Origin of the sequence: Pseudomonas sp. REP124, assembly GCF_020164475.1 — a bacterium.
GTDB lineage: Bacteria > Pseudomonadota > Gammaproteobacteria > Pseudomonadales > Pseudomonadaceae > Aquipseudomonas.
In genome coordinates this window covers 1-13140 of the sequence record NZ_JAIQWX010000162.1, presented here as the reverse complement: position 1 = coordinate 13140, position 13140 = coordinate 1, and the positions used below count along the sequence as shown (strand labels likewise).

The following is a 13140-nucleotide window of genomic DNA, read 5'->3' as shown; positions in this document are numbered from 1 at the left end:
GAGGCTTGCCCGCGAAGAGGCCGGAATGAACGACACCAATCCTTAGACCAACTCTTTGAGCCGATGCCACAACATCCCCAACGCCAACAACGGCGAGCGCAGATGTTTGCCGCCGGGGAAGGTGATGTGCGGCACCTTGGCAAACAGATCGAACCCGCCACTGTGCTGCCCACTGATGGCCTCGGCCAGCAACTGGCCCGCCAGGTGCGTGGCATTGACTCCATGACCTGAGTAGGCCTGGGCGTAATACACATTCGGCTGGTCCTTGAGCCGACCGATCTGCGGCAGACGATTGGCGCCGATACCGATCATCCCGCCCCATTGGTAATCGATCCGGACGTCGCCCAGCTGCGGGAACACCTCCAGCATCTTCGGTCGCATGTAGGCCGCGATGTCCTTCGGATCGCGACCCGAATAGTGACAGGCACCGCCAAACAACAAGCGACGGTCCGCTGAGAGCCGGTAGTAATCCAGCGCCACCCGCTGATCGCAGACTGCCATGTTCTGCGGCAGCAGCGAGTGCGCCAGTTCTTCGCTCAACGGCTCGGTGGCGATGATGTAGCTGCCGGCGGGCAGGACTTTGCCGCTCAGCTCCGGATTCAGATCATTGAGGTAGGCGTTGCAGCCCAGCACCAGGGTTTTGGCGCGGACCGAGCCTTGAGCGGCATGAACCCGGACCTCGGGGCCATAATCGATGCGCGTCACCGCCGAGTGTTCGAACAGCTTCACGCCTGACAATTTCGCGGCGGCTGCTTCACCCAACGCCAGGTTCAACGGGTGCAGGTGACCGGAGCCCATGTCGATCAGACCTCCGACATACCGGTCGGAACCGACCACCGTATGCATTTCGTGAGGTTGCAGCAGGCGCGTTTCATGGCGATAACCCAAGCTGCGCAATTCCTCGGCATCTTCGGCGAAGCCTTCAAGATCGCGGGGTTTGTTGGCCAGGTCGCAGTATCCCCAGGTCAGGTCGCAAGGAATTTGAAAACGCTCGACTCGTCGGCGGACGATCTCCACTGCTTCCAGGCCCATCAGCTTCATCTCACGCACCCCGTCGGTGCCGATGATGTTGGCGAACTGATCAAGGCCGTGGCCGACCCCGCGAATCAACTGCCCGCCGTTGCGCCCGCTCGCTCCCCAGCCGATCTTGCGGGCTTCGAGCAGCACCACGCTGAGCCCGCGTTCTACCAGTTCCAGCGCGGTATTGAGCCCTGAGAACCCGCCGCCGACCACGCACACATCGGCCACCAGGTCGCCCTTGAGCACGGGGTGGTCAAGCTGCTGCAAGCTGCTGGCGGCATAATAGGAAGCAACGTGCGGGGCGCGGGCATTCATGCGCTTCATCCTGATTTTTTGTGTCTATGAGGGGGCGGAGCATAAGCCTGACCTCCAGAGCGGGCAACATCGGTCGGTTGCCACTGTCTGGATGGCTGCATTTGCCGCAAAATCATGGCGTATTTCGACATCGGTCCTCTTTTCCATGAGCTGCAACAGTCAGAAAATCCGCACCCTGCGCCAACAGATTCCCTCGTTCGAGTGCGTACCCGGCTGCCACGACTGCTGCGGGCCGGTGACCACCTCGCCGGAAGAAATGTCGCGCCTGCCGCGCAAGACCCGGGCCGAGCAGGATGCGGCGATGGAAGAACTCAACTGTGTGCACCTGGGGCCGAATGGATGCACGGTGTATGAAGAGCGACCGCTGATCTGCCGGCTGTTCGGCACCACCCAGACCTTGCCGTGCCCCAATGGGCGGCGGCCAGCGGAGCTGATTCATCCGCGGGTGGAAAAGCAGATATTCGAGTACATGGGCTCGAATCGGCAGGTGCTTGTCTAGATATAGACCGAGTTGCTCCTATCGCGAGCCTGCTCGCGATGGGGCCGGCACAGCCCCCCAAAACCTCAATCCGGAATAGGCAAGCTCAAACTCTCCTTCACCTCTTCCATCACGATATAGCTCTTGGATTCGCGCACATGGGGCAGCTTGAGCAAGATATCCCCCAGCAGCTTGCGATACGAAGCCATCTCCGAAATCCGCGCCTTCACCAGGTAGTCGAAATCCCCCGACACCAGATGGCACTCCAGCACATGGGGCAATTTGAGCACCGCACGCCGGAACTCCTCGAAGGTATCGCCGGACTTGTAATCCAGGCTGATCTCCACGAACACCAACAGGCTGCCCTTGAGGTGCTGCGGATTGAGCCGCGCGTTGTAGCCCATGATGATCCCTTCGCGCTCCAGGCGCCGGACCCGCTCGGTGCAGGGCGTGGTCGACAGCCCGACCTTTTCCCCAAGCTCGGTGAAGGAAATGCGCCCGTCCGCTTGCAGGATCCGCAGGATGGCGCGGTCGATCTTGTCCAGCTCCCGCTTGGTCTGAGTGTTGGTACGCATAGGGGATGCGCCTCCGTAAAAAGGGTTTTTGCCGAGAATTGTCGCCAAATATAGGCGCTTATATAGTGAAAATCACTGGGCAATCTTTCTTACACTGCGCACATCTAGAGCTCTGTACTTCACACGTCAGCGGTCAGCCGCGATGAGGGATATGAAAATGCGCGTTATGGTCTTGGGTAGCGGCGTCATCGGCACCACCAGTGCTTATTATCTGGCCCGTGCCGGGTTTGAAGTGGTGGTGGTCGACCGGCAGCCGGCTGCTGCCATGGAGACCAGTTTCGCCAACGCCGGCCAGGTTTCGCCGGGTTATGCCTCACCGTGGGCCGCACCTGGCGTGCCGCTCAAGGCCATCAAGTGGCTGCTGCAGCGCCACGCACCGCTGGCGATCAAGGCCACTGGCGACATCGACCAGTACCTGTGGATGGCCCAGATGCTGCGCAACTGCACCGCCAGCCGTTATGCGGTGAACAAGGAGCGCATGGTCCGTCTGTCCGAGTACAGCCGTGACTGCCTCGACGAACTGCGCGCGGAAACCGGCATCGAATACGAAGGCCGCAGCCTGGGTACCACCCAGCTGTTCCGCACCCAGGCTCAACTGGATGGCGCCGCAAAAGACATCGCCGTGCTGAAAGAGTCCGGCGTGCCGTTCGAACTGCTCGACCGCGAAGGCATTGCCCGCGTCGAACCGGCCCTGGCCAGCGTCACCGATATCCTCTCCGGTGCCCTGCGTCTGCCGAACGACCAGACCGGCGACTGCCAGATGTTCACCACCAAGCTCGCGCAAATGGCTGCGGATCTGGGCGTGGAATTCCGTTTCGGTCAGGACATCCAGCGTCTGGATTTCGCCGGCGACCGCATCAACGGTGTGTGGATCGATGGCAAGCTGGAAACCGCCGACCGCTACGTGCTGGCGCTGGGCAGCTACTCGCCGCAACTGCTCAAGCCGCTGGGCATCAAGGCACCGGTGTATCCGCTCAAGGGTTACTCCATGACCGTGCCGATCACCAACCCGGCGATGGCCCCGACTTCGACCATTCTGGACGAAACCTACAAGGTCGCGATCACCCGTTTCGACAACCGCATCCGTGTTGGCGGCATGGCGGAAATCGCCGGTTTCGACCTGTCGCTGAACCCGCGTCGCCGCGAAACCCTGGAGATGATCGTCAACGATCTGTATCCACAGGGCGGCAACCTGGCCGAAGCCAGCTTCTGGACCGGCCTGCGTCCGACCACTCCGGATGGCACCCCGATTGTCGGCGGCACCGCGTTCAAGAACCTGTTCCTGAACACCGGTCACGGCACTCTCGGCTGGACCATGGCCTGTGGTTCGGGTCGCCTGCTGGCGGATCTGATGGCGAAGAAAAAACCGCAGATCAGCGCCGAAGGCCTGGATATTTCCCGTTATGGCAACAAGCAACAGGAATCGGCGAAACACGTAAGCCCGGCACCCGCTCACCAGTGAGCCCGTGCTTTCGGTGATAGCGCTTGCTTGAGCCAGCCTGCAAAATCCCTCTCCCGGCGCTACTGGCGGTTTACACGCCCTCAGCCAGCGCCGGTTTTTCTTCCCAACGACCGACCAGAAGTCTGCCGCCATGCGCCCTGCCCGTGCCCTGATCGACCTTCAAGCCCTGCGTCACAACTACCGGATCGCCCGTGAAGTCACGGGTGCCCGCGCCCTCGCGGTGATCAAGGCCGATGCCTATGGTCATGGCGCGGTGCGTTGCGCCCAGGCACTTGAGGCCGAAGCCGACGGTTTTGCCGTGGCCTGCATCGAAGAGGCCTTGGAGCTGCGGGCTGCCGGTATTCGCGCACGGGTGTTGCTGCTGGAAGGTTTCTTCGAAGCCGATGAGCTGTCGCTGATCGTCGAGCATGATTTCTGGTGCGTGGTGCATTCATTGTGGCAGCTCGAGGCGATCGAGAAGGCCGCGCTGAGCAAACCGATTGTGGTCTGGCTCAAGCTCGATTCGGGCATGCATCGTGTAGGCCTGCATCCGAAGGATTATCAGACGGCCTATCAGCGTCTGCTGGCCAGCGGCAACGTGGCGAAGATCGTGTTGATGAGCCACTTCGCCCGTGCCGACGAATTGAACAGCGAGGCCAGCACCGAGCAGGTCGCGGTATTCGAAGCGGCGCGTCAGGGCCTGTCGGCCGAAGTCAGCCTGCGCAACTCGCCGGCGGTGCTGGGTTGGCCGCAGATCCCGAGCGACTGGGTGCGTCCGGGCATCATGCTCTACGGCGCGACCCCGTTCGAAGAGGCCAACGCCGTGGCTTCGCGCCTGCAACCGGTGATGACCCTGGAATCGAAAGTGATCAGCGTGCGTGAGCTGCCGGCCGGCGAGCCGATTGGCTACGGCGCCCGCTTCGTTACGCCCAAGCCGATGCGCGTCGGTGTGGTGGCCATGGGGTATGCCGACGGTTATCCGCGTCTGGCTCCGACCGGCACGCCGGTGCTGGTGGCCGGGCAGCGCAGCCAGTTGATCGGCCGGGTATCGATGGACATGCTGTGCGTCGACCTGACCGATATTCCGCAGGCCGGGCTGGGCTCCACCGTGGAGTTGTGGGGCAAAAACATCCTCGCCAGTGACGTCGCAATCGCGGCCGGCACCATTCCCTACCAGATCTTCTGCAATCTGCGCCGCGTGCCAATGCTCTATTCCGGGAGCTGACGCCGGACCGCACCCGCCGGAAGTCGCCGGGCCGAACGGGATTCAGGTCGAGGTGTTGTAAATACTGAACGCTGTCGCCATGATATCGATCAATATTTCAACAACCTTGACTCCTGGAGGCGCAAGCTTTGGACGTCGGTGAACGACTGCAATCGATCCGAAAGCTCAAAGGGCTTTCCCAGCGTGAGCTCGCCAAACGCGCGGGCGTGACCAACAGCACCATCTCGATGATCGAGAAGAACAGCGTCAGCCCCTCGATCAGTTCGCTGCGCAAAGTGCTGGGCGGGATTCCCATGTCCATGGTCGAGTTCTTTTCCGAAGAAATCCTCCAGGAAACACCGACCCAGGTCGTCTACAAGGCCAACGAGCTGATCGACATTTCCGATGGCGCCGTGACCATGAAACTGGTCGGCCGCGCTCACCCGAGCCGCGCTATCGCCTTCCTCAATGAAATCTACCCGCCAGGCGCCGACACCGGTGAAGAGATGCTCACCCACGAAGGCGAGGAAACCGGCATTTTGGTGGAAGGTCGGCTTGAGTTGGTCGTCGGGCTTGAAACTTTTGTGCTCGAAGCTGGCGATAGCTACTACTTTGAAAGTACCAAGCCGCATCGTTTCCGTAATCCGTTCGATGCGCCGGCGCGACTAATCAGCGCAGCTACACCCGCGAATTTTTAAGCAAAGAGGCGCCCTGCCAGTACGGCCGAGGCACCCGAGTCGTTTAACCGTTGCGCAACAAGACCCCTTCGACTTTGGGGTTGTTTCAGTGTCGCGGGCTAACCGCTATACTTGCGCCCGCCTGCGAACCGTGGCCGTAGGCGTGACTAGCCACCATTGAGGGTGAACGCGTGAACCTAATTATGAAAATGCTGGCTGCACCAGCAACCGTACTGGCCCTCTGGGCTGTCAGCGCTCAAGCTGCGACGAATGACGATATTGCCAAACGCCTCGAGCCAGTCGGCCAGGTGTGTGTTCAGGGCAAGGAATGCAAGGGGATGGAAGTGGCGGCTGCCGCAAGTGGCGGTGCTGCGAAGACGCCGGACGAAGTGATTGCCAAGCACTGCAACGCTTGCCACGGTACCGGCCTGCTGGGTGCTCCGAAAATTGGTGATGCCGCAGCCTGGAAAGAACGTGCCGATCACCAGGGCGGTCTCGACGGCATCCTGGCCAAAGCCATTACCGGTATCAACGCGATGCCGCCTAAAGGCACCTGCGCCGATTGCTCCGATGATGAGCTAAAGGGCGCCATCCAGAAGATGTCCGGCCTGAAATAAGCCTGCCGCTTCGCACCAGAAAAGCCGCTTACGAGCGGCTTTTTTGTGTCTGCAAGTTGCCCCGAGCCTGTTCATTGCAGCAAAGACCCGGCAAGCTCGGTCCAACCCCACGTCATGGAATGCTAGGGAGTTTCCGATGGTGCAGCTATGTTCTATCGAGCAGGCGGTCGATGAGGTGTTGGCGCGCTTGCCGGCGCATATCCACATGGGTCTGCCCCTGGGCCTGGGCAAGCCCAACCCTTTCGTCAACGCGTTGTATCGGCGGGTCGCGCAGATGCCGCAGCGACAACTGACGATCTATACCGCCCTGTGTCTGGGCCGCCCGGCATTGGGCGATGGCTTGCAGAAGCGCTTTATCGAGCCTTTCCTTGAACGGGTCTTCGGTGATTATCCGGAACTCGCATTCCTTGCCGATCTTCAGCGCGACAGCTTGCCGGGCAATATCCACATCCAGCAATTCTTCCTCCAGCCCGGCAGTCTGCTCAACAGCGCGCCGGCCCAGCAGGATTACGTCAGCAGCAACTACAGCCACGCCGCGCGGGACATCAATGCCGCCGGACTGAACCTGGTGGCGCAGATGGTTGCCAGCGACGCCGATCATCCCGATCGCCTGAGCCTGAGTTGCAACCCCGACATCACCCTCGACCTGTTGCCGATGATCGCCAAGCGTCGCGCCGCCGGGGAGACGATCCTGATGCTCGGCCAGGTGCACGACGATTTGCCCTACATGCCCGGCGATGCCGAGGTAGGCATCGACACCTTCGACCTGCTGATCGACGAGAAGGACAGCACCACGCTGTTTTCCACGCCGAACATGCCGGTGGGTTTCCAGGACCATTTCATCGGCCTGCACGCCAGTACCTTGGTGCGCGACGGCGGCACACTGCAAATCGGCATCGGTTCCATGGGCGATGCGCTGACGGCGGCGTTGCTGGCACGGCAGGCCGATAACGGTGGCTACAAGGCGTTGCTGACGGAAGTGAACCTGAGCCCGTGGGCGCAGCTGATCGAACGCGAAGGTGGCCTCGAACCTTTCGCTCGGGGCCTCTATGGTTGCAGTGAGATGTTCGTCAACGGCCTGCTGGTGTTGGCCGATGCCGGCATCGTGCGGCGTAAGGTCTACCCGGATGTATCGACGCAGCAGCAGGCGAATGTCGGCACCCTGGATGAAGCGGCGCAGACCGACGGCATCTCGGTGCATGGCGGCTTCTTCCTCGGCCCGCGCAGTTTCTACGAGCGGTTGCGCGAGTTGCCGCAAAGCAAGCGGCTCGAATTCAACATGACCCGCATTAGCTACATCAACGAGCTGTACGGTCAGGAAGAGCTCAAGCGTTTGCAGCGCCTAGATGCGCGGTTCATCAACACCGCCTTCACTATGACGCTGCTGGGCGCTGGGGTGGCGGATCAGCTGGAAGACGGGCGCGTGCTCAGCGGCGTCGGCGGGCAATACAACTTCGTGGTGCAGGGGCACGCGCTGGACGGGGCGCGCTCGGTGTTGCTGCTGCGCAGTTGGCGCGAGTCGGGTGGGGTGGTCAGCTCCAACATCGTCTGGGAGTACGGCCACTGCACGATTCCGCGGCATCTGCGCGACATCGTGGTCACCGAATACGGCATCGCCGATCTGCGCGGCAAGACCGATGCGGCGGTAATCGAGGCGCTGCTCAACATCAGCGACTCACGGTTTCAGCAGGGGTTGATGGAGCAGGCGCAGAAGGTTGGGAAACTGCCGAAGGATTTTTGTCTCGATCCACGGTTCACCGACAACCATCCGCAGCGTTTGCAGGAGATTCAGGCGCGGCATGGGCATCTGTTTCCGGAGTATCCGCTGGGCTGTGATTTCACCGAGGTGGAGCGGGATCTGTTGCGGGCGCTGAACTGGTTGAAGAGCAAATTCAAGCTCAGCGAGGTGCTGGAGTTGGGCAAGGCGGCGCTGGATGCGCCTGCGCCGGATGCTTTTCCGGAGCACCTGGAGAGGATGCAACTGAGCAAGCCAGATGGGCTGAAAGAGGATCTGTTTCAGCGACTGCTGCTCACAGGCCTGAAGGCTACCGCCTAATAGCAGGCAACCCACAAAACCAACTGTGGGAGCGAGCCTGCTCGCGATGAAGTCCTGTCATTCAACAATGATATCGGCTGACAGTCCGCTATCGCGAGCAGGCTCGCTCCCACAGGGTAAGGCTTGCAGTGTGGCGGCTTACTCGATGAAGGTTACAACGCCATCCTTCAGCGACTTCACCCGAGCCAGCGACTCAACGCGATAACCCTGCGAATCAAGCTCCGCCCGCCCGCCCTGGAACGACTTCTCGATCACGATCCCCAGGCCCGCCACCGTAGCGCCAGCCTGCTTGATGATCGAAATCAGCGCCTGGGACGCCTTACCGTTGGCCAAAAAGTCATCGATGATCAGCACGCGGTCGCTGCTGGTCAGGTGGCGCGGGGAGATCGCCACGGTGCTTTCGGTCTGCTTGGTGAACGAGTACACGGTCGCCGACAGCAGGTTTTCGGTCAGGGTCAGGGACTGGTGCTTGCGGGCGAAAATCACCGGTACGCCCAGGTTCAGGCCGGTCATGATCGCCGGGGCGATGCCCGAGGCTTCGATGGTGACGATCTTGGTGATGCCCGAATCCTTGAACAGCGCGGCGAATTCGTCGCCGATCTGCTTCATCAGGGCCGGGTCGATCTGGTGGTTCAGAAAGGCGTCGACTTTCAGGACCTGGTCGGAAAGCACGATGCCTTCTTCGCGGATTTTTTTGTGCAGGGCTTCCATGAAGCTGTCCTCAATTGGCGCCGTTGGCGCCGAAGGTCAATGTAAAAGTGGTCAATTCTAGCGCTTTAACATCGCGCGTATATCTGCCAATGCGCTATTGCCGCGAACGGCTTTGACCTCGGTCGGGGTGTCGTCGTTGCCTTCCCAGGCCAGATCGTCCGGCGGCAGCTCATCGAGGAAGCGGCTCGGCGCGCAATCGATGATCTCGCCGTACTGCTTGCGCTTGGCGGCAAAGGTGAACGCCAGGGTCTGGCGGGCGCGGGTGATGCCCACGTAGGCCAGGCGGCGTTCCTCTTCGATGGTGTCGGCCTCGATGCTGGAGCGGTGCGGGAGGATTTCCTCTTCCATGCCCATGATGAACACGTAGGGGAATTCCAGGCCCTTGGACGCGTGCAAGGTCATCATCTGCACGCCTTCTGCACCGTCTTCCTCTTCCTGCTGGCGCTCAAGCATGTCGCGCAGAACCAGCTTGCCGATGGCGTCTTCGACGGTCATCTCGCCGTCTTCGTCTTTTTCCAGGGTGTTCTTCAAAGCTTCGATCAAAAACCAGACGTTGCTCATCCGGTAGTCCGCGGCCTTGTCGCTGGAGCTGTTGGTGCGCAGCCAGTTCTCGTAGTCGATGTCCATGACCATGCTGCGCAGGGCCGAGATCGGGTCCTCGCCGGCACATTGCTCGCGCACTCGGTCCATGAAGCGCTTGAAGCGCGACAGGCGATCGGTGAAACGGCTGTCCAGATGCTCGCCCAGGCCCATCTCGTCGGTCGCGGCGTACATCGAGATCTTGCGTTCGGTGGCGTAGTTGCCGAGCTTTTCCAGGGTGGTCGAGCCGATTTCCCGGCGCGGCACGTTGATCACCCGCAGGAAGGCGTTGTCGTCGTCCGGGTTCACGATCAGGCGGAAGTAGGCCATCAGGTCCTTCACTTCCTGGCGGCCGAAGAAGCTGTTGCCGCCGGACAGGCGATAAGGCACCTGGTGATGCTGCAATTTCAGCTCGATCAGCTTGGCCTGGTAGTTACCGCGATAGAGGATCGCGAAGTCGCTGTAGGGCCGGTCGGTGCGCAAGTGCAGGCTGAGGATTTCCATGGCCACGCGCTCGGCTTCGGCGTCTTCGTTGCGGCAGCGGATCACGCGGATCTCGTCGCCGTGGCCCATTTCACTCCACAGCTGCTTTTCGAATTCGTGGGGGTTGTTGGAGATCAGCACGTTCGCGCAGCGCAGGATGCGGCTGGTGGAGCGATAGTTCTGCTCCAGCATCACCACTTTCAAGGACGGATAGTCTTCCTTGAGCAGCATCAGGTTTTCCGGCCGCGCGCCGCGCCAGGCGTAGATCGACTGGTCGTCGTCGCCCACCACGGTGAACTGGTTGCGTGAACCGATGAGCATCTTCACCAGCAGGTACTGGCTGGCGTTGGTGTCCTGGTATTCGTCCACCAGCAAGTAGCGCACCTTGTTCTGCCACTTTTCCAGGATGTCGGCGTGATCTTCGAACAGCTTCACCGGCAGCAGGATCAGGTCGTCGAAGTCCACCGCGTTGAACGCCTTGAGCGTGCGCTGGTAGTGGGTGTAGACGATGGCGGCAGTCTGTTCCTTGGGATTACGCGCGTTTTCCAGGGCCTGGGCCGGCAGGATCAGGTCGTTCTTCCAGGCGCCGATCATGTTCTTGATCTCGTCGACGCCGTCGTCGCCCGAGTATTCCTTCTGCATGATGTCGGTCATCAGGGACTTGACGTCGGTCTCGTCGAAAATCGAGAAACCGGGTTTGTAGCCCAGCCGTTCATGCTCCTTGCGGATGATGTTCAGGCCCAGGTTGTGGAAGGTACAAACTGTCAGGCCCCGGCCTTCGCCGGCGCGCAGCAGGGTCCCGACCCGTTCCTTCATCTCGCGCGCGGCCTTATTGGTAAAGGTCATGGCGACGATGTACTGGGCGCGGATGCCGCAGTTCTGGATCAGGTGCGCGATCTTGCGGGTGATCACGCTGGTCTTGCCGGAGCCGGCACCGGCGAGCACCAAAAGAGGGCCGCCGACGTAGTTCACGGCCTCTTGCTGCCGGGGATTGAGTCGGGACATAGCTAAATTCAGGGGTCGGTCACGAAATGGGCCGGCATTTTAACAGGCTCAGAGAATTGTGCTGCTCTCTCCGACTTGTGACGCGACTCGCGATTCATATTTGCCGGTTTTGTTACTTTCACGCAGGATGCGCAAAGAATTAACAGCTAATGTTCGTAATTCCGGATACAAAGGGCACGTTCGATAAGTGATGTCATTTGGTCATTGCTTGTCAGATCGGCATAATGCCTGTCGCCTACATCTTTGCAGAGTCTAGGGAGCTAGCTTGTCTACGCCTGTCGAACCCTTGCGTTTGCTGCTATTGGCCGAAGAGCCAGCGTGGGCAGCGTTGTTGCGCGAGTGTCTGGCTCCAATGGGGAGCTCGGCCGTGCTCATCAGCGCACCGAGTTGGGAGTCTGTCAGCAGTCTGTTCGATGACGACCGCAGCGCAGTGTTATTGACGATCCCGGCCCTCCAGCCGGCGCCGGGCCGTTGCCGTCTGCCAACGGTGCTGCTGCTAGACCACGAGCCCCTGACCCCGCCCGACGGTGTAAGCGACTGGCTGGTCCGTGACCATCTCGACCCTGGCATGCTGCGTCGCTGCCTGCGTCATGTGCGCGAGCGCGGCGTGCTGGAAACCACTCTGCAACGCCTGGCCGAACAGGACCCGCTGACCGGCATCGCCAATCGCCAGGGCTTCCAGACCCTGCTGACTGCGCGACTGGCAGAAAACGATGGCCGCGGCCTGGCGCTGGGGCACCTCGATCTCGACAACTTCCGTTACGCCAACGACGCCCTCGGCCATCAGGCCGGCGACCGGCTGATCCTGCAGGTGGTTGCACGGCTCAAAAGCCAGCTCGAAGTCGGCGACCAGTTGGCGCGCCTGGGCAGCGACGAATTCGCCTTGCTCATCGACACCCGCCGCGCCCCGCAGCGCGCGGAGTGGATGGCCGAACGCATCACCGAAGCGCTGGCTGAACCTTACTGGGTCGACGGCGAAAGCCTGTTGATCGGTTCCAGCCTGGGCATCGCCCACGCCCGGGCCCAGGGCGGTGCCGATCCGCTGATGTGGCACGCCCACATCGCCATGCAGCAGGCCAAGAGCACTCAGGGCTGTACCTTTCACATCTTTAACGAACGCATCAACCGCAATGCCCGCAGCATCGCCGACCTCGAAACCGAGCTGCGCCGGGCATTGCGCCGCGATGAGCTGGAACTGCATTACCAGCCACGCCTGAACCTCGAAGACGGTCAGATCGTCGGCCTCGAAGCCCTGGTGCGCTGGCGCCATGCCGAGCGCGGCCTGTTGCCGCCTAGCGAGTTCGTGCCACTGGCCGAGCAGAGCGGCCTGATCGTGCCGCTGGGTTACTGGGTGATATCCCGGGCCCTGCGCGACATGCAGGCGCTTCTGGAACTGGGTCTGCCGCCGTTGCACATGGCGATCAATCTGTCGTTCCGTCAATTCCAGGACAGCCAGCTGCTGTCGACCCTGAGCCGGCTGATTGCCGAGCGCGGCGTCGAGGCGCAATGGCTGGAATTCGAACTGACGGAAACCGCGGTCATGCGCCGCAGCGATCTGGTCAAGCAGACCATGGACGCGCTCGGGCGCCTGGGCGTGCGCTTCTCCCTCGACGATTTCGGCACCGGGTTTTCGTCCTTTGTGCACCTCAACAGCCTGCCGATCACACTGCTGAAGATCGACAAGAGCTTTGTCGGCGGCATGGAGCAACGTGAGGAGAACCGCAAACTGGTGCACGCCATGATCAACCTGGCGCACAACCTCAACCTCGAAGTGGTGGCCGAAGGTGTGGAAACGCCGGAGCAGATGGAGTTGTTGCGCGGGTTTGAGTGCGATCAGGTGCAGGGGTATCTGATCAGCAAGCCGCTGGCGCTGGCGGATCTGGTGGAATACCTGACGTTTGGCAGCAATCAGCAGCCGGTATTGGAAGTCGTGGTCTAACCACAAATAACTCTTGTAGGAGCGAGGCTTGCCCGCGAAG

Annotated in this window: 11 protein-coding genes; 7 read left to right on the top strand and 4 right to left on the bottom strand. The window is 61.2% G+C overall.

Annotated elements, in window-relative coordinates:
- Positions 1–42: 42 nt before the first annotated feature.
- Positions 43–1335: an NAD(P)/FAD-dependent oxidoreductase gene (locus K9857_RS26165; RefSeq protein WP_224540784.1), complete on the bottom strand. Its 1293-nt coding sequence runs from the start codon at positions 1333–1335 to the stop codon at positions 43–45.
- A gap of 145 nt (positions 1336–1480) precedes the next feature.
- Here K9857_RS26165 and K9857_RS26160 point away from each other — a divergent pair, with 145 nt between their 5' ends.
- Positions 1481–1834: a YkgJ family cysteine cluster protein gene (locus K9857_RS26160; protein ID WP_224540782.1), complete on the top strand. Its 354-nt coding sequence runs from the start codon at positions 1481–1483 to the stop codon at positions 1832–1834.
- A 65-nt stretch (positions 1835–1899) separates the two neighbouring features.
- Here K9857_RS26160 and K9857_RS26155 read toward each other — a convergent pair whose 3' ends face one another.
- Positions 1900–2388, bottom strand: a complete 489-nt coding sequence (locus K9857_RS26155) for an Lrp/AsnC ligand binding domain-containing protein (protein ID WP_077044780.1) — start codon at positions 2386–2388, stop codon at positions 1900–1902.
- 157 nt (positions 2389–2545) lie between these two features.
- Here K9857_RS26155 and dadA point away from each other — a divergent pair, with 157 nt between their 5' ends.
- The 5 genes from dadA to K9857_RS26130 all read left to right on the top strand — a co-directional run bounded on the left by dadA (position 2546) and on the right by K9857_RS26130 (position 8383).
- A complete protein-coding gene (gene dadA / locus K9857_RS26150; RefSeq protein WP_224540779.1) occupies positions 2546–3850 on the top strand; it encodes a D-amino acid dehydrogenase in 1305 nt (434 codons plus the stop codon).
- A 130-nt stretch (positions 3851–3980) separates the two neighbouring features.
- Entirely contained in the window at positions 3981–5054 is a 1074-nt protein-coding gene (gene alr / locus K9857_RS26145; protein ID WP_224540777.1) for an alanine racemase, read from the top strand.
- A gap of 128 nt (positions 5055–5182) precedes the next feature.
- Complete coding sequence (locus tag K9857_RS26140) at positions 5183–5731, top strand: cupin domain-containing protein (RefSeq protein WP_224540775.1); 549 nt, start codon at positions 5183–5185, stop codon at positions 5729–5731.
- A 182-nt stretch (positions 5732–5913) separates the two neighbouring features.
- Entirely contained in the window at positions 5914–6327 is a 414-nt protein-coding gene (locus tag K9857_RS26135) for a c-type cytochrome (RefSeq protein ID WP_318011780.1), read from the top strand.
- Positions 6328–6463: 136 nt separating this feature from the next.
- Entirely contained in the window at positions 6464–8383 is a 1920-nt protein-coding gene (locus K9857_RS26130) for an acetyl-CoA hydrolase/transferase C-terminal domain-containing protein (protein ID WP_224540773.1), read from the top strand.
- Between the two features lie 138 nt (positions 8384–8521).
- Here K9857_RS26130 and K9857_RS26125 read toward each other — a convergent pair whose 3' ends face one another.
- The gene (locus tag K9857_RS26125; protein WP_224540772.1) at positions 8522–9094 is read right to left on the bottom strand and encodes a xanthine phosphoribosyltransferase; all 573 of its coding nucleotides are present in this window, start codon (positions 9092–9094) and stop codon (positions 8522–8524) included.
- Positions 9095–9151: 57 nt separating this feature from the next.
- On the bottom strand, positions 9152–11161 hold the full coding sequence (gene rep / locus K9857_RS26120; RefSeq protein ID WP_224540770.1) for a DNA helicase Rep: 2010 nt from the start codon (positions 11159–11161) through the stop codon (positions 9152–9154).
- Positions 11162–11426: 265 nt separating this feature from the next.
- Between rep and K9857_RS26115 the strand changes: the two genes are divergently transcribed.
- Positions 11427–13100, top strand: coding sequence for a putative bifunctional diguanylate cyclase/phosphodiesterase (locus K9857_RS26115; protein ID WP_224540767.1), 1674 nt, complete (start codon positions 11427–11429; stop codon positions 13098–13100).
- Positions 13101–13140: the final 40 nt, after the last annotated feature.